At 61.6% G+C, this 19,640-nt stretch carries 23 protein-coding genes; 8 read left to right on the top strand and 15 right to left on the bottom strand.

Translation table 11 applies throughout. From position 1 onward, the window contains the following. Positions 1-16: 16 nt before the first annotated feature. Positions 17-952, top strand: a complete 936-nt coding sequence (fmt, locus tag U5G49_RS00310) for a methionyl-tRNA formyltransferase (protein WP_193446343.1) — start codon at positions 17-19, stop codon at positions 950-952. Then, entirely contained in the window at positions 952-1,752 is an 801-nt protein-coding gene (gene truA / locus U5G49_RS00315) for a tRNA pseudouridine(38-40) synthase TruA (RefSeq protein WP_193446342.1), read from the top strand. Before fmt ends, truA begins: the two co-directional genes overlap by 1 nt. Positions 1,753-1,777: 25 nt before the next feature. Here the strand turns inward: truA and U5G49_RS00320 are convergent, their stop codons facing one another. From U5G49_RS00320 to dapD, 3 genes are all read right to left on the bottom strand, one after another. Continuing rightward, on the bottom strand, positions 1,778-2,374 hold the full coding sequence (locus tag U5G49_RS00320; protein ID WP_018447757.1) for a hypothetical protein: 597 nt from the start codon (positions 2,372-2,374) through the stop codon (positions 1,778-1,780). After that, positions 2,361-3,554, bottom strand: coding sequence for a succinyl-diaminopimelate desuccinylase (dapE, locus tag U5G49_RS00325; RefSeq protein WP_193446341.1), 1,194 nt, complete (start codon positions 3,552-3,554; stop codon positions 2,361-2,363). The genes U5G49_RS00320 and dapE overlap by 14 nt, the downstream gene beginning before the upstream one ends. A 101-nt stretch (positions 3,555-3,655) precedes the next feature. After that, positions 3,656-4,516: a 2,3,4,5-tetrahydropyridine-2,6-dicarboxylate N-succinyltransferase gene (gene dapD, locus U5G49_RS00330; protein ID WP_018447755.1), complete on the bottom strand. Its 861-nt coding sequence runs from the start codon at positions 4,514-4,516 to the stop codon at positions 3,656-3,658. Between the two features lie 192 nt (positions 4,517-4,708). Here dapD and U5G49_RS00335 point away from each other — a divergent pair, with 192 nt between their 5' ends. Further along, positions 4,709-5,575, top strand: coding sequence for an LOG family protein (locus U5G49_RS00335; RefSeq protein ID WP_026188594.1), 867 nt, complete (start codon positions 4,709-4,711; stop codon positions 5,573-5,575). 245 nt (positions 5,576-5,820) lie between these two features. On the opposite strand, the gene U5G49_RS00340 is transcribed toward U5G49_RS00335, so the two are convergent. Then, positions 5,821-6,447: a CREC-EF hand family protein gene (locus U5G49_RS00340; RefSeq protein ID WP_193446340.1), complete on the bottom strand. Its 627-nt coding sequence runs from the start codon at positions 6,445-6,447 to the stop codon at positions 5,821-5,823. Positions 6,448-6,620: 173 nt separating this feature from the next. Next, positions 6,621-7,346, bottom strand: coding sequence for a pyrimidine 5'-nucleotidase (locus U5G49_RS00345; RefSeq protein WP_131605924.1), 726 nt, complete (start codon positions 7,344-7,346; stop codon positions 6,621-6,623). Between the two features lie 102 nt (positions 7,347-7,448). On the opposite strand from U5G49_RS00345, the gene U5G49_RS00350 reads away from it, so the two are divergent. After that, complete coding sequence (locus tag U5G49_RS00350) at positions 7,449-8,522, top strand: bifunctional transcriptional activator/DNA repair enzyme AdaA (RefSeq protein ID WP_193446339.1); 1,074 nt, start codon at positions 7,449-7,451, stop codon at positions 8,520-8,522. After that, on the top strand, positions 8,519-9,289 hold the full coding sequence (locus U5G49_RS00355) for an isocitrate lyase/PEP mutase family protein (RefSeq protein WP_193446338.1): 771 nt from the start codon (positions 8,519-8,521) through the stop codon (positions 9,287-9,289). Before U5G49_RS00350 ends, U5G49_RS00355 begins: the two co-directional genes overlap by 4 nt. Positions 9,290-9,356: 67 nt before the next feature. Here U5G49_RS00355 and U5G49_RS00360 read toward each other — a convergent pair whose 3' ends face one another. Both U5G49_RS00360 and argB read right to left on the bottom strand, forming a co-directional pair. Further along, positions 9,357-10,505: an alpha-hydroxy acid oxidase gene (locus U5G49_RS00360; RefSeq protein ID WP_130715495.1), complete on the bottom strand. Its 1,149-nt coding sequence runs from the start codon at positions 10,503-10,505 to the stop codon at positions 9,357-9,359. Positions 10,506-10,574: 69 nt separating this feature from the next. After that, complete coding sequence (gene argB / locus U5G49_RS00365) at positions 10,575-11,462, bottom strand: acetylglutamate kinase (RefSeq protein ID WP_018068726.1); 888 nt, start codon at positions 11,460-11,462, stop codon at positions 10,575-10,577. A 143-nt stretch (positions 11,463-11,605) separates the two neighbouring features. On the opposite strand from argB, the gene U5G49_RS00370 reads away from it, so the two are divergent. The 3 genes from U5G49_RS00370 (at position 11,606) to U5G49_RS00380 (ending at position 13,555) form a co-directional block, all read left to right on the top strand. After that, positions 11,606-12,145 carry a sigma-70 family RNA polymerase sigma factor gene (locus U5G49_RS00370; RefSeq protein ID WP_018244545.1) on the top strand — a complete coding sequence of 180 codons (540 nt, stop codon included), beginning with the start codon at positions 11,606-11,608 and terminating at the stop codon, positions 12,143-12,145. Then, a complete protein-coding gene (locus tag U5G49_RS00375) occupies positions 12,142-12,861 on the top strand; it encodes an anti-sigma factor (protein WP_018447749.1) in 720 nt (239 codons plus the stop codon). Before U5G49_RS00370 ends, U5G49_RS00375 begins: the two co-directional genes overlap by 4 nt. 139 nt (positions 12,862-13,000) lie before the next feature. Further along, positions 13,001-13,555 (top strand): fasciclin domain-containing protein, encoded by a 555-nt coding sequence (locus tag U5G49_RS00380; RefSeq protein WP_193446337.1) that lies wholly within the window; start codon positions 13,001-13,003, stop codon positions 13,553-13,555. Positions 13,556-13,695: 140 nt separating this feature from the next. Here U5G49_RS00380 and U5G49_RS00385 read toward each other — a convergent pair whose 3' ends face one another. The 8 genes from U5G49_RS00385 to rpmH all read right to left on the bottom strand — a co-directional run bounded on the left by U5G49_RS00385 (position 13,696) and on the right by rpmH (position 19,286). Continuing rightward, complete coding sequence (locus tag U5G49_RS00385) at positions 13,696-14,772, bottom strand: sensor histidine kinase (protein WP_193446336.1); 1,077 nt, start codon at positions 14,770-14,772, stop codon at positions 13,696-13,698. Positions 14,773-14,893: 121 nt separating this feature from the next. Continuing rightward, the gene (locus U5G49_RS00390; protein WP_193446517.1) at positions 14,894-15,169 is read right to left on the bottom strand and encodes a hypothetical protein; all 276 of its coding nucleotides are present in this window, start codon (positions 15,167-15,169) and stop codon (positions 14,894-14,896) included. Between the two features lie 121 nt (positions 15,170-15,290). Beyond that, positions 15,291-15,515, bottom strand: coding sequence for a hypothetical protein (locus tag U5G49_RS00395; RefSeq protein WP_028731647.1), 225 nt, complete (start codon positions 15,513-15,515; stop codon positions 15,291-15,293). Between the two features lie 133 nt (positions 15,516-15,648). Continuing rightward, positions 15,649-15,858, bottom strand: coding sequence for a cold-shock protein (locus U5G49_RS00400; protein WP_018244551.1), 210 nt, complete (start codon positions 15,856-15,858; stop codon positions 15,649-15,651). A 270-nt stretch (positions 15,859-16,128) separates the two neighbouring features. Continuing rightward, positions 16,129-16,782, bottom strand: a complete 654-nt coding sequence (yihA, locus tag U5G49_RS00405) for a ribosome biogenesis GTP-binding protein YihA/YsxC (RefSeq protein ID WP_011650240.1) — start codon at positions 16,780-16,782, stop codon at positions 16,129-16,131. A 153-nt stretch (positions 16,783-16,935) separates the two neighbouring features. After that, positions 16,936-18,729, bottom strand: coding sequence for a membrane protein insertase YidC (yidC, locus tag U5G49_RS00410; RefSeq protein ID WP_018447746.1), 1,794 nt, complete (start codon positions 18,727-18,729; stop codon positions 16,936-16,938). After that, entirely contained in the window at positions 18,729-19,130 is a 402-nt protein-coding gene (gene rnpA, locus U5G49_RS00415; RefSeq protein WP_018068735.1) for a ribonuclease P protein component, read from the bottom strand. The genes yidC and rnpA overlap by 1 nt, the downstream gene beginning before the upstream one ends. A 21-nt stretch (positions 19,131-19,151) precedes the next feature. Continuing rightward, positions 19,152-19,286 (bottom strand): 50S ribosomal protein L34, encoded by a 135-nt coding sequence (gene rpmH / locus U5G49_RS00420; protein WP_003545006.1) that lies wholly within the window; start codon positions 19,284-19,286, stop codon positions 19,152-19,154. Between the last annotated feature and the right edge of the window lie 354 nt (positions 19,287-19,640).

The following is a 19,640-nucleotide window of genomic DNA, read 5'->3' on the forward strand; positions in this document are numbered from 1 at the left end:
CAATTGGCGAGATAAAATGTCTCTTCGCATCATCTTCATGGGAACGCCGGAGTTCTCGGTCCCGACCCTACGCCTGCTCGTCGATGCCGGGCACAGGATCGTTGCGGTCTATACGCAGCCGCCACGGCCGGGCGGGCGGCGCGGCCTCGATCTGCAGAAATCGCCGGTGCATCAGGCGGCCGAGCTGCTCGGCCTGCCGGTCTTCACCCCGGTCAATTTCAAGGACCCCGAGGAGCGCGAGAGGTTTCGCGCTTTCAATGCCGATGTCGGCGTCGTCGTTGCCTACGGGCTATTGCTGCCGGAAGCGATTTTGAACGGCACAAGGGATGGCTGCTACAACGGCCATGCCTCGCTGCTGCCGCGCTGGCGCGGTGCTGCCCCGATCCAGCGGGCGATCATGGCCGGCGACGCAAAGACCGGCATGATGGTGATGAAGATGGACAAGGGTCTGGATACCGGCGCCGTCGCACTGACCCGCGAGGTCGAGATCGGCCCGAACACGACGGCTGGCGAGCTGCACGACCGGTTGATGCTCGTGGGCGCCAAGGCGATGGCGGAAGCCATGGTGAAACTCGAGATGAACGACCTGCCGCTGACGCCGCAGCCGGAAGACGGCGTGCTCTATGCCGCCAAGATCGACAAGGCCGAGACGCGCATCGATTTTTCCAGGGATGCCGGGGACGTGCACAATCACATCCGCGGCCTGGCGCCGTTTCCGGGGGCCTGGTTCGAGCTCGAAATCGGCGGCAAGCCGGAGCGGGTGAAGGTGCTGGCTTCCGAACTGGCTGAGGGGCAGGGTGCTGACGGGCAATTGCTGACGGATGATCTCGTGGTCGCCTGCGCTTCGGGCGCGGTGCGGCTGACCAGGCTGCAGAAGGCCGGCGGCAAACCGCTGGCGGCGGCCGATTTCCTCAGGGGCACGCCGCTTGCGGCGGGCACGAGGCTCACCTGATGCCGCGTTTCCGTATGACCGTCGAATATGACGGCGGCCCCTATGTCGGCTGGCAGCGGCAGGAGAACGGCCCCTCGGTGCAGGGCGCGATCGAGGCCGCGGTGCTGTCGCTGACCGGCGAGGCGGTGTCGATCCGCGGCGCCGGACGCACTGATTCCGGCGTCCATGCCATGGGGCAGGTGATCCATGCCGATCTTTCGAAGGCGTGGTCGCCCTACCAGCTGCAGAATGCGTTGAACGCGCATCTGAGGCTCGCCGGCGAGCGCGTCTCCATACTCGACGTTGAGGCGGTTGCCGATTTCTTCGATGCGCGCTTTTCGGCGCTGCGGCGCCATTACCTCTATCGCATCGTCAGTCGCCGGGCGCCGCTGGCGCTTGAAGCCGGCAAGGCCTGGTGGGTGCCGAAGGTGCTCGATCACGAGGTCATGCACGCTGCCGCCCAGAGGCTGGTCGGCAGGCACGATTTCTCCACCTTCCGCGCCGCCCATTGCCAGGCAAACAGCCCGGTGCGCACGCTCGACCGGCTGGATGTGACGCGCAATGGCGAACTGATCGAGATCCGCGCCACGGCGCAGAGTTTTCTCCACAACCAGATCCGTTCGTTCGCCGGCACGCTGAAACTCGCCGGCGAAGGCAAATGGACGCCTGATGATGTCGAGGCAGCGCTTGAGGCGCGCGACCGCAAGGCCTGCGGCCCGGTGGCGCCGCCGGACGGGCTCTATTTCATGCAGGTGGATTATCCCGAGGTGATCGTCGATCGCCGAAGGCCGGTCACCGATACTGATGATGATCTGTCATGAAAATACCGCTCCAGCAGGAGCCTGATCAGGCGGGATAGATGCCGAGGAAGTGCTGCAGATATTCCGAAAGGATCATCGATGGCACGAGCAGCACCAGCGTCAGCGCTCCGACCATCAGCGCGTGACCGTGGCAGATCATCCGGAGGATGCGCGCCAGCACGAAGACCTGCGCCAGCATGAAGGCGAGCAGCAGCAGCGAGACGAGGCCGACGGAGCCGGGCAGGAAGAACACCAGCGCCAGCAGCAGCCCGTTGATATAGGAGAGCGGCACGCCGAGCCAGTTGACGCTGACGACGACCGGGGCGAAACGCTCGCCCATGCGGACGGCAAGCAGCAGCAGCCCGGCAAAGACCAGCGGCACGAACCAGTTGGCGACCTCGACGAGGCCGAGCCTGATATAGAAGGCAAAGTTGACATCGGCTTCGGGCGGCATCGACCGCAGAAAGGCCTGTCGCCACCAGAGCCAGGAAATACCCATCGGTGGCAGGCACCAGAGCATCGCCCAGAACGAACGATTGACGCCGCGCTCGGACATATCGAGGTAGCGGAAGCCGCGCGGATCCAGCCGGATCAGCAGCCAGAGGCCGGCCAGGTAATATTGAACCTCCCTAAAGCCCGGCATTGGCGAACCAGCGGGCGATGAAGGTTTGGTAGATCGCCGTCAGCGTCTCCAGATCGGCGACGGCGACGCGCTCGTCGACCATGTGCATCGTCTGGCCGACGAGGCCGAACTCGACGACCGGGCAATAATCCTTGATGAAGCGCGCATCCGATGTGCCGCCGGTGGTCGAAAGTCGCGGCGACTGGCCGGAAACGCTTTCGACGGCTGAAGACAGCGAGGCGATCAGCGCATTGTTGCGCGTCAGGAAGACATGGCTCGGCCGATCGGCCCAGACGATATCGTAGGCCACCGGCTTGCGGTCCGGCCGCAACGCGCCGTCCCGGGCAGCAACGTCCAGACGGCGCAGGATTTCGGCACGCAGCGTTTCAACGGTCCAGCTGTCGTTGAAGCGGATGTTGAAGCTTGCCGATGCCTTGGCCGGAATGACGTTGGTCGCCGGATTGCCGACATCGACCGTGGTCACTTCGAGGTTCGACGGCTGGAAATCGTCGGTGCCGCCGTCAAACGGCGGGTTCATCAGCGCGTGAGCGAGCTGCAGCATGCCGCGCACCGGATTGTCGGCAAGATGCGGATAGGCGGCATGACCCTGGACGCCATGAACAGTGATTTTACCCGACAGCGAGCCACGCCGGCCGATCTTGATCATGTCGCCGAGCCTGTCCGGATTGGTCGGCTCGCCGACGAGGCAGGCATCCCAGCTTTCGCCGCGTTCGGCCGCCCATTGCAGCAGCTTGATCGTGCCGTTGATCGCCGGCCCTTCCTCGTCGCCGGTGATCAGGAAGGAGATCGAGCCGTTGGGCGGCCCGTTTTTCTCGATATGCCGGGCGACGGCGGCGACGAAACAGGCAATACCGCCCTTCATGTCGACGGCGCCGCGGCCGAAAAGCTCGCCCTTGGAAATCTCGGCGGCAAACGGCGGATGCGTCCAGGCGGCTTCGTCGCCGACCGGCACGACATCGGTATGGCCAGCAAACATCAGATGCGGGCCATCCTTGCCGAGGCGGGCATAGAGGTTTTCGATGTCGGGCGTTCCCGCCTCGCTCGCCTTCACCCTGTCGACCGTAAAGCCGAGCGGCGCAAGCATCGCCTCCAGCGCCGACAGTGCGCCACCTTCGGCAGGCGTCACGGACGGGCAGCGAATCAGTGTCTGGAGATTGGCGACGGGGTCGGTAGCGGTCATGGCGGTCGAACTATCCGGCGGGAATGGCAAAGACATGGCAAGGCGGGGCCGCCTCGCGTAAAAAGACGCCGTCTGTTTACCGGATCAACGTCCCGGTGTCATCAATCTCTGAGCAGCTCGTTGATGCCGGTCTTCGAGCGGGTCTTCTCATCGACGCGCTTGACGATGACGGCGCAGTAGAGATGCGGCGCCGGCTGGCCGTTGCCCATCGTCGCATTGCCCGACGGCATCGAGCCGGCGACGACGACGGAATAGGGCGGCACTTCGCCGTAGGTCACCTCGCCGGTGGCGCGGTCGACGATCTTGGTCGACTTGCCGATATAGACGCCCATGCCGAGCACCGAGCCTTCGCGGATGATGCAGCCTTCGACCACCTCGGAACGGGCGCCGATGAAGCAATTGTCCTCGATGATCGTCGGGCCGGCCTGCATCGGTTCCAGCACGCCGCCGATGCCGACGCCGCCGGAGAGATGCACATGCTTGCCGATCTGCGCGCAGGAGCCTACCGTGGCCCAGGTATCGACCATCGTGCCTTCGCCGACATAGGCGCCGAGATTGACGAAGGAGGGCATCAGGATCGCGTTCGGGGCGATATAGGCCGAGCGGCGCACGACGCAGTTCGGCACGGCGCGGAAGCCGGCGGCGCGGAAGTGGTTCTCGCCCCAGCCCTCGAATTTCGAAGGAACCTTGTCCCACCAGGTCGAGTTGCCCGAGCCGCCCTTGACCACATCCATGTCGTTGAGGCGGAAGGACAAGAGCACGGCCTTCTTCAGCCATTGATTGACCGTCCAGGCACCGTCGGCGGAGCGTTCGGCAACGCGGGCCTGGCCGGCATCGAGCAGATCGAGTGCTGATTCGACTGCATCGCGAACCTCGCCCTTCGTCGACGTGTTCACATTGTCGCGATTGTCGAAGGCGGCTTCGATGATCTTTTCGAGGGATGCGAGGTCGGTGGCGCTCATGAGAATTCCTTAAACTTCGATCTTTATCGTGGAGACGGCGGGGTCTCCGGAATTGCGGTTGGCGGGGTTTACCCTGCTCTACAGCATGAAGCCGTAGAACGGAATGATTTTTCCGACAAGATCATACCTGGATTCAAGGCGTTATAGCGACATATCCGGCTTCGTAGCCGGCAATACTGAAAGGCATTCGACATGGCGAAGGGACGAAACGGCGGTTCGCGGCGCAAGGATGGCGTATGGGACCCGCTGAAGAGCAGCTCAACCGACAGGCAGCGCGCCGAAGCCGTGCCGAAGACGCCGCAGACGATGTCGCCTGCCTACCGCCTTGCCTATGTCGACGAGGATTTCCTCTGCCGCGAGGAGCTGCGGCCGATCCGCCTGCAGCTGGAACTGATGAAGCCGGAGATGATGCTGACCGAACGCGGCATCAGGTCGACCGTCGTCATGTTCGGCGGCGCCCGCATTCCCGCCCCCGGCCAGAGCGCCTGGGCGGCCCGCAACGATATCCAGCGCGTCAACCTGGAGGCGGCTTCCGTCTATTATGAGGAGGCGCGCAAATTCGCCCGGCTCTGCTCGAAATATTCTGCCACCTTCAATTTCCACGAATATGTCATCGTCACCGGCGGCGGCCCTGGCGTGATGGAGGCCGGCAATCGCGGCGCGGCCGACGAGGGCGCCCCTTCGATCGGCCTCAACATCGTACTGCCGCATGAGCAGGCGCCGAACGCCTATGTGACGCCGGAACTCAGCTTCAACTTCCACTATTTTGCCATCCGCAAGATGCATTTCATGGTGCGCGCCAAGGCGATCGCCGTCTTTCCCGGCGGCTTCGGCACGCTCGACGAATTCTTCGAATGCCTGACGCTGATCCAGACCGGCCGCATGGAGCGCCTGCCGCTGATCCTTTTCGGGGAGGCGTTCTGGCGGAGCATCATCAATTTCGACGCATTGGCGGAATTCGGGACGATTGCGCCCGACGACGTCAAGCTGATCAGCTTCGTCGATACGGCCGAAGAGGCATGGAAGATCGTCCAGAATTTCTACGAACACCGCGAATAGGCGCTTCGGAGGGGTAAGCTGCAGAGCCTCTCCCCGTCGAGGCGGGGAAAGGCAAGGGCATGTCGCCGTCCGGCCTTAGAGCAATTCCAGCAAAAGTGCGTAGCGGTTTTGCGTCCGGAATTGCGTGAAAACAACGAGATAGTGCATGATGCCGAAAAGTGTGAGCGGTTTTCGGCATCATGCTCTCACTCTTTAACTTAGAACAGGATTGAGATTTTAGGCCGATCCGGCCTAAAAATCCTGTTCTAGAGCAGTGGCCGGTCCGGCATGTCGTCGATCGAGATGACACCGTCCTTGTTGCGGTCCATCCGGGTGAACAGCTTGTCGAAGGCGGCTTCGGCTTCCTGTTTGGAAATCTGGCCGTTCTGGTCCGTGTCGACCCGGTGCATCATGATCGAGGCACGCATGATGTTGCCGCCATGGCGCATCCAGCGATCTGCGTCACGACCACCGTGACGATCGCGCGGCGGCCGTCCCTGGTCGTTATTGTCTGGCGTCGCGGCTGCGGCATTCGCATCCTTGTTTTCGCCGGCCTCCTGCTTGCGCTGATCTCTCATCGCCTGCATCTGCGTTTGCCGGTACTCACGGATTTCGCCCGGTGTCAGCGAACCGTCCTTGTTGGTGTCGATCGCGGCGAAGAGCTTGTCGATGCCGGCCGTTGCCTCGTCCTTGGAGACCTTCCCGTCCTTATTCGCGTCGAATTGCTTGAGCATGCGGACATAGGTGATTTCGCGGAAGGCGGCAGCCCCCGGACCGTGCATGCCGGCGTGCTGGCGCGGCCCGTCGCCGGGTGCGGCAAAGCCTGCCCCGGCGGTTGCACCGAAGATGAGGGTGGAGGAAAGCGCTGCCAGTATCAGCTTGTTGCGGTACATCGTGTTTGCCTTTCGTAAGGTGTCCCCTCACGAAAGAAGATATGGCCGCAGTCCCGGAAGACCCAGTTAAACATCGGTAAGCTGAGTGAAAACTTCGTAATCTAATGCATGTCGCTCAAAACTGTGCAGCGGTTTTGGGAGAGCGACATGCATCAAATGAAGACCTAAAGCCGTCAGCTGGTAGCCTTGCCGAGGCCGATAATCTTGCGGAGAAAAGCGGCGAGATCGTCGGTGACGAAATCGATATGATCCTCCTCGCCGCTGGTCTTTTCCCACCATTCGACGACCGTCTCTTCCAGATTGCGCGGCACGAGCAGCACCGTCTGCATGCCGAGCGCCTTCGGCACCGTCAGGTTGCGCGGTAGATCCTCGAACATGGCGGCCTTGGTGGTTTCGACCCGCTTCAGCGCTGTGAACTTGTCGTAGGTCGCCTGCGCCGGCTTCGGCACGTAGTCGGCAGCGACGATATCGAAGATGTCGTCGAAATGCTCGAGAATGCCGAGCGCCTCCGCCGTCATTTCGGCATGCTTGACGCTGCCATTGGTGAAGATGAACTTGCGCCCCGGCAGCGCCTTGATCGCCTCGCCGAGTTCCGGCTGCGGCGTCAGCGCCGTGTAGTCGATCGCATGTGCCTTTTCGAGGAAGTCGTTCGGGTCGATGCCGTGATGGATCATCAAGCCCTGCAGCGTCGTGCCATGGTCGAGGTAATATTGCTTCTGCAGCTTGCGCGCCTCTTCCCGCTCCATCTGCAGGAGTGCCGCGACATAGGCGGTCATGTTCTTGTCGATCTGCGCGAAGAGATTGACATGATGTGGATAGAGCGTGTTGTCGAGGTCGAAGACCCAGTCTGTGACGTGCTCGAAATCGGATTTATCAGGCGTGCGGTCGATCTTGGTCATGGCGGTCTTATGGCACGGCTGCTGCCGCAAGGAAATCGACAAGAAAGAATAGACGCCCGATTTTCGGCGGACGGCGCAGGCACGGAATGTTAGAAAGCGGTCATGCTTTTCGAACGCCCCGACGATGATACGCTCTATGATGCCCTGATCGCGCGCAGCGCCGATTATGAGGGGCAGGCCTATGTCTGCGTGAAGACGACAGGCATCTTCTGTCGCCTGACCTGCCCGGCGCGCAAGCCGAAGCGGGAAAATACCGTCTTTTTCGACACGATCGCTGCCTGTATGCATTCCGGCTTCCGCCCGTGCCAGCGCTGCAGGCCGCTGGAGCAGCCGGGCAGGGAGCCGATCGTCGATGAGCTGCTTGCCGCACTGGACGGCGAGCCGCAGCTGCGCTGGACCGAAGATGAGCTCGTGCGCCGGGGCCACGATCCCTCGACCGTGCGTCGCGCCTTCAAGCGGGCGCTCGGCATGACCTTTCACGATATCGTCCGTTATCGCCGGTTGGGTGAAGCGGCCCGGCAACTGGCCGATGGCGCGCGCGTCATCGATGCTCAGCTTGAGGCGGGATATGAGTCTCCAAGTGGTTTCCGGACGGCTTTTCAGCGGCTCGTCGGCAAGGCGCCGGCGCTGTCGCAGAACCGTGAACTTCTCTTTGCCGACTGGCTCGACACGCCGCTCGGACCGATGGTGGCCGTTGCCGACCAGACGCATCTCCACCTTCTCGAATTCCACGACCGCAAGGCACTGCCGACCGAGCTCGAGGCGCTGCAGAAGCGTGTCCGCTCCTCGGTTGCGATCGGCCGCACGCCGGCGATCGACCAGATCGAGGCAGAAATCCGGGATTATTTCGAAGGGCGGCTGACTGTCTTCAGGACGCCATTGGCACTCGGCGGCACGCCCTTCGAAAAACATGTCTGGGCAAAGCTCATCGATATCCCTGCCGGCCAGACGCGCGCCTATGGCGATCTTGCAAGGGAGATGGAAAGGCCTGAAGTGGTGCGTGCCGTCGGCCGCGCCAACGGGGCCAACCAGCTTGCCATCATCGTGCCCTGCCATCGCATCCTCGGCGCCGATGGTTCGTTGACGGGCTATGGCGGCGGGCTCTGGCGCAAGCAATGGCTACTGCGGCATGAAGAGAAGATCAGCACGCAAGCAAAGATGGAGGAGACAGCATGAACCAGAACGAAAAGGCCAAGGCATTCGGCGCATTGCACCGCAAGGGCGCTCCGCTTGTTCTCTACAATATCTGGGATGCCGGGACGGCGAAGGCGGTGACCGATGCCGGCGCCAAGGCGCTTGCCACAGGAAGCTGGTCGGTCGCCGCAGCCCATGGTTATGCCGACGGCGAAAAGCTGCCGATGTCGGTGCTGGTCGAGACGGCAAGATCCATCACCGCTGTCGTCGATCTGCCGCTTTCTGTCGATTTCGAAGGCGCCTATTCGGCCGAGCCTGAGGGGGCCGCCGCCAACGTCGCCAAGCTGCTGGAGGTCGGCGCCGTCGGCATCAATTTCGAGGATCAGGTCGTCGGCGGTGGCGGGCTCTATCCGGCCGAGAGGCAGGCGGCCCGCATCCGCGCCATTCGCGCCATGGCGGAAGGCAAGGGCATTGCCTTCTTCATCAATGCCCGCACCGATCTTTTCCTGGCCGAGAGCGATCTTTCCAAACATGCCGGTCTGGTGGACGAGGCGATCAAGCGAGGCAAGGCCTATGCAGCCGCCGGCGGCAGCGGCTTCTTCGTTCCCGGTCTGATCGATCCCGCCTTGATCGAGAAGATCTGCGCCGCATCGCCGCTGCCGGTCAACATCATGATGCGGACAGGCGCCCCGGATGTGAAGACGCTCGCCAAGCTCGGTGTCGGCCGCGTCAGTTATGGTCCGGGGCCCTACCGGTCGATGATGGAAAAGTTGAAACAGGAGGCGGCGGCGATTTATAGCCTGCTCTGACGTCGAATGCCCGAGGGCCGCAGATTTGATGCGAAAGGCTGCGGCCCGGAATGACATCCCGTTCCGCTCAGGAACGGAAGCGCAGATTCCGCCGGCTGAGCTGGCTGACCGAGGTGCAGCCCATCAGCTTCATGCCGCGCTCGATCTCGGTGCGCATCGTCTCCAGCGCCCGTTCGACGCCGGGCTGTCCGGCAGCGGCAAGCGGGAAGAGATAGTAGCGCCCGAGCCCGACGGCCTTCGCCCCCAGCGACAGCGCTTTAAGAACATGAGTTCCCCGCTGCACGCCGCCATCCATCATCACGTCGATCCGGTCGCCCACGGCGTCGACGATCTCGGCCAGCTGGTCGAATGCGCTGCGCGAGCCGTCGAGCTGGCGCCCGCCATGATTGGAAAGCACGATTCCGCTGCAGCCGATCTCGGCCGCGCGCTTGGCGTCTTCGACCGACATGATGCCCTTCAGGCAGAAAGGCCCGCCCCATTCGCGCACCATCTCCGCCACGTCGTCCCACGACATCGAGGGGTCCAGCATCTCGGTGAAGTATCGGCTGATCGACAGCGCGCCGCCATCCATCTTGACGTGGTTTTCGAGCTGCGGCAGCCGGAAGCGCTCGTGCGTCAGCCAGTCGATCGCCCAAGAAGGCTTGATCGCGAACTGGGTCATGCCGGCAAGATTGAGCTTGAAGGGAATGGCAAAGCCCGTGCGCTTATCGCGCTCGCGGTTGCCGCCGGTGATGCTGTCGACCGTCAGCATCATCGCCTGCACGCCGGCATTTTTCGCTCGCGCCATCATCTCGCGGTTGAGGCCGCGGTCCTTGTGGAAATAGAACTGATAGACCTGCGGCCCGTTGCTGATCGTTCTGGCTTCCTCCAGGCTGATCGTGCCGAGCGAGGAGACGCCGAACATCGTGCCATGTTTTGCCGCCGCCGCCGCGACCGCCCGCTCCCCCTGGTGGTGAAAAAGGCGCTGCAATGCCGTCGGAGAGCAATAGACCGGCATTGCGAGCTTCTGCCCCATGACGGTCACCGACATGTCGACCTCGGCCACACCGCGCAAAACGTCAGGCACCAGATCGCAAGCCTCGAAGGCCGCCGTATTGCGCCGGTACGTCACCTCGTCATCGGCACCGCCGTCGATATAGTCGAATATCGGCCCGGGAAGACGCCGTTTGGCCATGCGCCGGAAATCGTGAAAATTATAGCAGTCTGTCAGGCGCATTTCTTTCCCCGATACCCTGTTCCCGTGTGAGGAAGATCCGCCCTTCGCAAGTGAAGGGCGCTGCCTCGATCAGGGAACGATCAGTGTTCCGACGCCGTGCTCGGTGAAGATCTCGAGCAGCACGGAGTGGGCGGTCTTGCCGTTCAGGATGACGACGCCCTGCACGCCGGCCTTGATCGCATCGATGCAGGTCTCGACCTTCGGGATCATGCCGCCCGAAATCGTGCCGTCGGCGATCAGCGCATGCGCTTCGGCGACGGAAAGCTCCTTGAGGAGCTGGCCGTTCTTGTCGAGCACGCCGGGCACATCGGTGAGGAACAGCAGACGGGTGGCGTTCAGTGCGCCGGCAATGGCGCCGGCGAAGGTATCGGCGTTGATATTGTAGGTGGCGCCGTCACGGCCAGGCGCCACGGGGGCGATGACCGGGATCATCTCGGAGCGGGCGAGCAGATCGAGCAGCGTGCGGTCGACCTCGACGACTTCGCCGACGAAGCCGAGATCGAGCACGCGCTCGATGTTCGAATCCGGATCCTTCACGGTCTTGCGCGCCTTTTCGGCGAAGACCATGTTGCCGTCCTTGCCGCAAAGGCCGATCGCCCATTCGCCGGTCTGGTTGATGAGGGCGACGATTTCCTTGTTGATCGAGCCGGCGAGCACCATCTCGACGATCTCGACCGTCTTCTGGTCGGTGACGCGAAGCCCGCCCTCGAATTTCGATTCGATGCCCATCTTGCTCAGCATGGCGCCGATCTGCGGGCCGCCGCCATGAACGACGATCGGGTTGACGCCGGACTGCTTCAACAGGGCGATGTCGCTGGCAAAGGCCTTGCCGAGCTCGGGATTGCCCATGGCGTGGCCGCCATATTTCACGACAATCGTCTTGTTCTCGTAACGCTGCATGAAGGGCAGTGCCTTGGCCAGAAGCCGTGCCTGCATTTCGCTTTCGGTTTCGTTCATGGGAACCCCGCAGAATTGTTCGCGGCCTTTTATCGCAAGTTTCTGACAGAGGGAATAATCCAGAGGGCAATAGTTTTTCGTATCTGGCGCGGAGCCGGACGCCGTTACCGTCTGGCGCACGCAAGCTTGAGATGAGGAACGGCATGCAAGGCGATGACATCGCAGACCTGATCGGCCGCGTCGCACTCGGCGATCGCAGGGCTTTCGTGGCCCTCTACAATCAGACCGGACCGAAACTTTTCTCGATCTGCCTGCGTATCTTGAAGGATCGCACGGAAGCCGACGAGGCCCTGCAGGAAGTCTATATCAGCATCTGGCAGCGCGCACGCAGCTTCTCCGTCGCCTCGGGTTCGTCATCGGCATGGCTGGCTGCGATTGCCCGCAACCGGTCGATCGATGCGCTGCGGGCGCGCAAGCCCGTCGCCGACGAATTGGACACGGTCTATGATCTTGCCGATGCCGGGCCCGACCCGGAAATGCAGACGGTGACGAAGGATGAAGGAAGGCGGATTGACACCTGCATGGAAGAGTTGGAAGCTGATCGTGCGGTCGCGGTGAAACGGGCTTATGTCGAAGGGCTGAGCTATCAGGAACTGGCCGATCAGTTTGGTGTCCCGCTGAACACGATGCGGACCTGGCTCAGGCGCAGCCTCTTGAAACTGAGAGAGTGCATGGAACGATGACATCGCCCGACAAAAGCAAGGGAGACCGCTCCCGCGACGAGGTTCTCGCCGGCGAATATGTGCTTGGCGTCCTGTCGCTGCAGGATCGCCGGGTGGTGGAAGAGCGCATGCGCCACGATCGGCCTTTCGCTGCGATCGTCAGCCGTTGGGAAACCAACCTCTCCTCCTTCAATGACGAGTATGAAGCCGCCGCTCCGAACCGGGAAACCTTCAAGCAGATCGAGGCGCGGCTTTTCGGCGATGGTCAAAGGCCCGCATCCTTTTCGCAAGGGCTCTGGAATTCCGCCGTTTTCTGGCGTTCGCTGAGCTTTGCTTGCATCGTCGTCGCCGTCAGCGCCGTCATCTTCGCCTCCGGCGTGGTGCCGGAGCCGCAGGGACCGGCACCGCTGGTAGCCTCGCTTTCGGGCCAGAACAGCACCATCAATCTTCTCGCCTCCTATGAGTTGCAGAGCGGCCGGCTGAAGATCGTGCCGGTCGCCGCCGGCAAGCCGGAGGAGAAGTCGCTGGAACTCTGGCTGGTGCCGGGCAGCGGCATGACGAGATCGCTCGGCGTCTTCCAGCCGGGCGAAAGCGGCGAACTTGTCATTCCCGCCGATCTGCGCAGCCAAGTCGCCGATGGCGCAACGCTTGCCGTCAGCCTCGAACCCTTCGGCGGTTCGCCGACCGGACAGGCGACCGGTCCGGTGATCGCAAGCGGCCCCTTGCACCGGCCATGATCGCACCAGCCATGATCGTGCCGGCCGTCAATCAAATTTCTCCTGTCTGAAACTCTTCGGCGTAGCCCTCCGTAGTTCGAATTGTCCGGACGACGCTCAGGCATAAGGCCCGCGGATGGTGTCCGGTGAGGAGAAAATCATGATCAAGTCCCTATTGCGCGGCTTCGCGCTCGCCACAGCCATGTCCGCCGTCGCCTTTGCTGCCGCCAAGAACCCGGTGGTCGGCGGTGCTGCGATGTTCGATAGCAAGAACATCATCGAGAACGCCGTGAATTCCAAGGATCACACGACGCTGGTCGCCACCGTCAAGGCCGCCGGCCTGGTCGGCACGCTCGAGGGCAAGGGCCCCTTCACCGTCTTTGCGCCGACCAACGAAGCCTTTGCCGCGCTGCCGAAAGGCACCGTCGATACACTGCTGAAACCGGAAAACAAGGCGACGCTGACCAAGGTTCTGACCTGCCACGTCGTTGCTGCCGATGCGATGGCCAAGACCGTTGCCAAGATGATCAAGGATGACGGCGGCGAGCACGACATCAAGACCGTCGGCGGCTGTGTGCTGAAAGCCAAGGAAAGCATGGGCAAGATCACGTTGACCGATGAAAACGGCGGCGTCTCCCATGTGACGATTGCCGACGTCAAGCAGTCGAACGGCGTCATCCACGTCGTCGACAAGGTGCTGCTGCCGAAGATGTAAGCCCGCTCGTATCGGCAGACGCATTGGGGCGCTCTTGGGGCGCCCCAAACACAAATCGATGAGGTGGCTAGCGCATAACCCCGAAAATCGGAATCGATTTGCGGAAAGGCTCTAGCGCGTCTGAAAAGACGCGCGGCGCTCTATCGGGCCGCTTCGGCTCTCGGGAAGACGAGGGAGACACTCATGCCGGTGTCAGGGGACGAGCTCACTTCAACCTCGGCGCGGGCATTCTGTTTCAGCGACTGTACGATCATCGCGCTCAGCTTTCCCGGTTGCGGCCAGGTTACATCCTGGGGAAGACCGACCCCGTTATCAGCAACGGTGATCCTGCATCCGGTATCGCTGACGACACAGCGGAGCGTGATTTCGCCGCCATCACGCCCCACGAAGGCATGCTTCAGCGTATTGGTGAGGAGTTCGTTGATGACGAGACCGGCCGGCATGGCGACATCGACCGAAACCGGCCAGGTATCGACCTTCATGTCCAGCCGGATCCCTTCCACCGCGTGGGCCGCCATTACCGAGGCGGCAATCTGGCTGACATAGGTGCCAAGATCGACTGTGGCGCCTTTCTCTTCGTCCGACAGCGAGCGATAGAGCAGGGCTAAAGCTTCAATCCGCCCGGCAAGCCGTGCAAACCTCTCGCTTTCCTCATTCTGTTGAGCATTGCGCGCCTCCATTCGGATGAGCGCCGTGATCATCTGAAGATTGTTCTTCACGCGATGTTGAAGTTCCCGCAGAAGGACATCTTTCTCCGTCAGCAGTTCGCTGAAGCTCTCAGCGGCCGTCGCCTCATTGCGGGCAGCAAAGGCCACCAATCGGAAGAGTGGCGTGTCATCGTCGTCGACGATCGTATTCGACCAGACATCGACAATGACGGTGTTCTCGGGTTCGGCCGCCAGCGAGAAGGCACCAATATACTCCTCCGCAGAGGTCACAGCGGCCGTGAGCGGCACCTCTCCGGAGACGGCGATGGACTCCAATTCAATTTCCGCCCAGGGTTTTCCCTGGACCGCGGTTGCCTCAAGCGCCGTCAGCCGTTCGAATTCGAGGTTGACGTAAATCAGCGGCTCGTCGCCACCGAGTTCGGAAACAGCCACCGCGAATGGCACATGATCGAGAAAGTGTCGAAACCGGTCGTCATCGAGGGCTTCGGCAAGATGGGGCAAGTTGCCGACGCCTTCCGGCGAAATCGGCGGGTCTTTGCTATCGGTCATCAAATATTACTCGTGGACGCGGCTGCTCCCGCACGGCAGGAGAACTAGGGTTGCTTTAAAAACTGCGGGGACGCAAGCGTTGATCGGCGGCTCGTCCATCGATTGCCGGCCCCAGGGTGATTTAAGCCCGGTCATAGGTAAATGACGTCAGCAGGGTCGTGACGAAATTGCTCGCCCTTTCCTTGACCAGGACTTCCGTCCATTCATCAGTCCCGCGCAGCCGCAAATCCGTGTAAATGCTGTCGACGGCCGCTTCTTCGATACGTTTGATATGGGTCCTGAACGACGCTTCGCCGCCGTCGTGATACATGTCTCTGATTACCATGCGCAGGATCTCCTGAATGGCGATCTGCCAGGCCGTATTGATCGATTGAAGTTCGTTCGCAGTCTCTGCCATTGACGCTTCCTTGGTGCGAGTGAATGCCAGCACGCCTTCGGCCATGCTGCAGCGCGCGATCTGCAAGCCCGTCATTTCAGACGCGGTTTAAGTCTCGAGCCCTGTCGATCGGGTTGTGATCTCAGCGGGCCCTGGCGCGTTTGGCAATGAGGGCAGAGGTTGCCGACACCCGGTCACTCTGTTCCCTCGCAAGCCGGGCTTCCCGCAGCCGCAACGTCTTTGCCTGCTGCGATTGGGCGTCGGATTCGAGCTCTTCGGCCGCCTGGTTCTTCGCGAAGAACTGGGTCTGGACGCTGCCGAAGGCAATCTCCGCCCGCTGGCGGGATTTGCTGTATGTCTCTGTCATGTTGGCTCCGATACGGGAGGGCTCGACGCGCGAGCGAAAACAAAAAAGGCCAGGCAAATCGCCTGGCCTTGGATTGATAACGTGCTTCCGGCAGTGCCAGTACATCCGTGGTCAAAGGGAAGCAGATACCGATTTAAGCGTTCTGGAGATTGCAAGCGGACATCTTGCCCGACTTGTTGTCACGCTCGAGATCGAAGCCGATCTTCTGGCCTTCGACAAGGTCGCGCATTCCGGCGCGCTCGACGGCGGAGATGTGAACGAAGGCGTCGTCGCCGCCATTATCGGGCTGAATGAAGCCGAAGCCTTTGGTGGAATTGAACCATTTAACTGTGCCAGTGGCCATGATGATGAACCCTTTCATAGCAATATTGAAGAACCGCAACGCTGAGGCGATGCGGATGGTGATAGCGATTTTTGAAAGGAAGTTCGTTCAGGGCGCGGTGCCAATCGCGCGATAACCAAGCCAGCAAGCAAAATTCGATGATCGCTATCTAGCTCATCAAAGCCGCGCCGTCAACCGTTAGTTTTCCATTGGCGCCATGTTCAACTATGGGATGTGGCGGAAACCTTTACACCAAACAGCGTTCTGCGTCCGGGGCGCGCGTACGCCCTCTTACTTCCAGCGGGCGATGCCGACGGTTTCGGCGATCGCCTGGCGCAGTTCGTCCAGCCCATCGCCCTTTTCGGACGAGGTGGACAGCACGCCGGGATAGGCGGCCGGGCGCTTGCGGATCTTTTCCGCCGTTTCGGCAAGCAGCTTCGGCACGCCAGCCGCCTTGATCTTGTCGGTCTTGGTCAGCACGATCTGGTAGGAGACGGCGGCCTTGTCGAGCAGATCAAGCACGTCATCGTCGTTCTTCTTGATGCCGTGGCGGCTGTCGATCAGCACATAGACGCGCTTCAGCGTCGCGCGGCCGCGCAGGTAATCGAAGACGAGCTTGGTCCACTTGTCGACTTGCTCCTTCGGCGCCTGCGCATATCCATAGCCCGGCATGTCGACGATGGCCGTCGGCGGCAGGTCGCCGCCTTCGCCGGAATAGCCGTCCGGAACGAAATAATTGAGTTCCTGCGTGCGTCCCGGCGTGTTCGATGTGCGCGCCAGGCCCTTCTGGCCGACCAGCGCATTGATCAGCGAGGATTTACCCACATTCGAGCGACCGGCAAAGGCCACTTCCAACGGCCCTTCCGGCGGCAGGAAGTTCAGGGACGGTACGCCGCGGATGAAGATCCATGGGTGGCCGAAGAGCGGCTTTTCGGTTTCGGGCATGCGGGCTCTGCAATCTCTGGGTTGGGTCTTTTACCGGGCTTCGTGGTTTTGCGGGCGGATGTCAAGCTTCGAGGCCGTTTGCAGGCTATTGCCTTGCCTCGTTCTTCCGCTGCCGGAAAAGAAAAGCCCCGCCGGAGCGGGGCTTGGCAAGCGTCATTTCGATGGCGCCGTTTTTCGTCGGAACAGACCCTTCAGATTGTCGAAGAGTTCGACCTTGACGCCGTGGCGCTTCATGATCACCGACTGCTGCGCCACCGAGAGCGTGTTGTTCCAGGCCCAGTAGATGACCAGGCCGGCCGGGAAGCTTGCCAGCATGAACATGAACACCAGCGGCATCCAGGTGAAGATCATCGCCTGCGTCGGATCGGGCGGCGTCGGGTTCATGCGCATCTGCAAGAACATCGTGATGCCCATGATCAGCGGCCAGACGCCGAGATGCAGAATGGTCGGCGCCTCGAACGGCAACAGGCCGAACAGATTGACGATCGTCGTCGGATCGGGCGCCGAAAGGTCCTTGATCCAGCCGAAGAACGGCGCGTGCCGCATTTCGATGGTGATGTAGATCACCTTGTAGAGCGAGAAGAAGATCGGGATCTGCAGCGCCACCGGCCAGCAGCCGGCGATCGGATTGATCTTCTCTTCCTTGTAAAGCTGCATCGTTGCCTGCTGCAGCCCCATGCGGTCGTCGGCGAACTTCGCCTTCAACTCCTCCATCTTCGGCTGCATGCGCTTCATGTTCGCCATCGAAGCGTACTGCTTGCTGGCGAGCGGGAAGAACAGAGCCTTGACGACGATGGTCGTGCACAGGATCGCCACGCCGAAATTGCCGAAGTAGCGGAAGAAGAAGTCCATCAGCTTGAACATCGGCTTGGTGATGAAATAGAACCAGCCCCAGTCGATCAGCCGGTCGAACTTCGGGATCGAGTAGCTGGCCTCATAACCGTCGATGACGGGCACTTCCTTGGCGCCGGCGAAGACGAGGTTCTTCAGTTCGATCGATTGGCCGGGCGCAACGGTGAAGGCATCGTCCTTGTAATCGGCCTGGTAGCGCGGCTGGCCATCGGCAAAGTGCGAGAAGCGCGCCTCATAGGCCGCACTCTGCGGCGGAACGATCGTCGCCGCCCAGTATTTGTCGGTAATGCCAAGCCAGCCGCCGGTGGATTTCGCCGGCATCACGGCTTCCTTTTCGGCGGCGCTATATTTGGTTTCGATCAGGCCGTCTTCGCCGATGACGCCGATGAAGCCTTCATGCAGCACGTAGACGGAGGGTGTCGTCGGCTTGTTGTAGCGCGTCACCCGGCCGTAGGAAGACAGCGAAGCAGGCGCCTGGCCGGCATTGCTGATCTTGTCGGCGACGGTGAACATGTAGCGTTCGTCGACCGAAATCGTGCGGGTAAAGGTCAGGCCCTTGTCGTTGGTATAGGAGAGCGTTACCGGCGTCTTTTCGGTGAGCTTGGCGCCCTCAGGTGCGGTCCACAGCGTCGAGGCGCCGGGAACGTTGCCCGTTGCGTCGCTGCCGATATAGCCGAGCTCGGTGAAATAGCCGTCCTTGGTCTCGGCCGGGCTGAACAGCGTGATGATCGGGCTCGAGTCGTCGACGGTCTCGTGATAGCCCTTGAGCTTCAGATCGTCGAGGCGGGCGCCGGCAAGGTTGATCGAGCCGGAAAGTGCTGGGGTGTCGATGACGACACGCGGGGTCTTTGCCAGCGCCTGCTCGAGCGTCGCCGTCGCGGCTGCCTGGCCGGAAGGGGCCGTACCGCTCGGCTGGGCCGGCGTCTCGCCGCCTGCTGCCGGCTGCTGCACCTGCTCGGTCTGCTGCTGCGCCTTCTGGGCTTCCTGCGCCTTGCGCTGGGCCTCGATGCGCGGATTCATATAGAGAAACTGCCAGCCGAGGACGATCAGCACCGAGAGAGCGATCGCAATGAAGTAATTGCGGTTGTTTTCCATCATACGTTCCTGGGGCGTCCGTCTCCGGAGCGCCGGTGTTTCGGCCTGGTTTCCACGCGGGATTTCAGTTCCGCGGCCAATTCCTGGAAGGACGCGTCAAGCACGTCCCTGCGCGCGACAACCACATAGTCGTGTCCGGGCTGCATTGCAAACCCCGCATGAAGCCGCACCGCCTCTTTCAGGCGGCGGCGCATGCGGTTCCGTTCGACCGCGTTGCCATGTTTTTTGGTGACTGTAAAACCGACGCGTGCCTGGCTGTCGGGTTCCTTCCGGTCGAGGACTTCGAGAAGGAAGAGGCCGCCCCGGCGTTTTTCGCCCTCGCGTACGGCAAGAAACTGCGGGCGGCTCTTCAGCCGCCCGACAGTGTGTTTCTTCTCACTGGTCGTCAATTCGCCCGCCATCTCTTACCGGGCTACCCGGCCTTACGCCGACAGACGATTGCGGCCCTGCGCGCGGCGGGCTGCGATGACCTTGCGGCCACCCTTCGTGGACATGCGGGCACGGAAACCGTGGCGACGCTTGCGAACAAGCTTGGATGGTTGGTAGGTACGCTTCATTTATTTTAAACACCGCGGAGTGCGGCCCTTCTTGAATTTGCATAATGCAAGGAGCGTTGTTTTTCGAACGGGCGGGCCATGAAAGGCTTGAGTGACCGAACGTGCGCGGGCTTATAAGGATGAAGCCCGCAAAAGTCAATTATGCCGGATAATCTCACTCTGCACTGCCGGCCTCGAAAGTAATTTCGCACTCTGGTGTTAAGAAATAAGGCATGCCCTGAGTGGTTGTAGTTTTGCGCCGCGGCAGATCGATCGCCCCGGTTTTCAGGCGTTTACGCCGCCCGACCGCATTCGGCACGGATCCTTTCCGAAGCCATAATCGTAAATATTAGAAATCTAACTTTAATAAATTTC

It is taken from the genome of Rhizobium indigoferae, assembly GCF_034554815.1.
Lineage (GTDB): Bacteria > Pseudomonadota > Alphaproteobacteria > Rhizobiales > Rhizobiaceae > Rhizobium > Rhizobium leguminosarum.

Excerpts from the sequence above, each read along its gene's own strand:
- fmt (WP_193446343.1), top strand. The coding sequence starts at position 17 with ATGTCTCTTCGCATCATCTTCATGGGAACGCCGGAGTTCTCGGTCCCG.
- truA (WP_193446342.1), top strand. The coding sequence starts at position 952 with ATGCCGCGTTTCCGTATGACCGTCGAATATGACGGCGGCCCCTATGTC.
- U5G49_RS00320 (WP_018447757.1), bottom strand. The coding sequence starts at position 2,374 with ATGCCGGGCTTTAGGGAGGTTCAATATTACCTGGCCGGCCTCTGGCTG.
- dapE (WP_193446341.1), bottom strand. The coding sequence starts at position 3,554 with ATGACCGCTACCGACCCCGTCGCCAATCTCCAGACACTGATTCGCTGC.
- dapD (WP_018447755.1), bottom strand. The coding sequence starts at position 4,516 with ATGAGCGCCACCGACCTCGCATCCCTCGAAAAGATCATCGAAGCCGCC.
- U5G49_RS00335 (WP_026188594.1), top strand. The coding sequence starts at position 4,709 with ATGGCGAAGGGACGAAACGGCGGTTCGCGGCGCAAGGATGGCGTATGG.
- U5G49_RS00340 (WP_193446340.1), bottom strand. The coding sequence starts at position 6,447 with ATGTACCGCAACAAGCTGATACTGGCAGCGCTTTCCTCCACCCTCATC.
- U5G49_RS00345 (WP_131605924.1), bottom strand. The coding sequence starts at position 7,346 with ATGACCAAGATCGACCGCACGCCTGATAAATCCGATTTCGAGCACGTC.
- U5G49_RS00350 (WP_193446339.1), top strand. The coding sequence starts at position 7,449 with ATGCTTTTCGAACGCCCCGACGATGATACGCTCTATGATGCCCTGATC.
- U5G49_RS00355 (WP_193446338.1), top strand. The coding sequence starts at position 8,519 with ATGAACCAGAACGAAAAGGCCAAGGCATTCGGCGCATTGCACCGCAAG.
- U5G49_RS00360 (WP_130715495.1), bottom strand. The coding sequence starts at position 10,505 with ATGCGCCTGACAGACTGCTATAATTTTCACGATTTCCGGCGCATGGCC.
- argB (WP_018068726.1), bottom strand. The coding sequence starts at position 11,462 with ATGAACGAAACCGAAAGCGAAATGCAGGCACGGCTTCTGGCCAAGGCA.
- U5G49_RS00370 (WP_018244545.1), top strand. The coding sequence starts at position 11,606 with ATGCAAGGCGATGACATCGCAGACCTGATCGGCCGCGTCGCACTCGGC.
- U5G49_RS00375 (WP_018447749.1), top strand. The coding sequence starts at position 12,142 with ATGACATCGCCCGACAAAAGCAAGGGAGACCGCTCCCGCGACGAGGTT.
- U5G49_RS00380 (WP_193446337.1), top strand. The coding sequence starts at position 13,001 with ATGATCAAGTCCCTATTGCGCGGCTTCGCGCTCGCCACAGCCATGTCC.
- U5G49_RS00385 (WP_193446336.1), bottom strand. The coding sequence starts at position 14,772 with ATGACCGATAGCAAAGACCCGCCGATTTCGCCGGAAGGCGTCGGCAAC.
- U5G49_RS00390 (WP_193446517.1), bottom strand. The coding sequence starts at position 15,169 with ATGGCAGAGACTGCGAACGAACTTCAATCGATCAATACGGCCTGGCAG.
- U5G49_RS00395 (WP_028731647.1), bottom strand. The coding sequence starts at position 15,515 with ATGACAGAGACATACAGCAAATCCCGCCAGCGGGCGGAGATTGCCTTC.
- U5G49_RS00400 (WP_018244551.1), bottom strand. The coding sequence starts at position 15,858 with ATGGCCACTGGCACAGTTAAATGGTTCAATTCCACCAAAGGCTTCGGC.
- yihA (WP_011650240.1), bottom strand. The coding sequence starts at position 16,782 with ATGCCCGAAACCGAAAAGCCGCTCTTCGGCCACCCATGGATCTTCATC.
- yidC (WP_018447746.1), bottom strand. The coding sequence starts at position 18,729 with ATGGAAAACAACCGCAATTACTTCATTGCGATCGCTCTCTCGGTGCTG.
- rnpA (WP_018068735.1), bottom strand. The coding sequence starts at position 19,130 with ATGGCGGGCGAATTGACGACCAGTGAGAAGAAACACACTGTCGGGCGG.
- rpmH (WP_003545006.1), bottom strand. The coding sequence starts at position 19,286 with ATGAAGCGTACCTACCAACCATCCAAGCTTGTTCGCAAGCGTCGCCAC.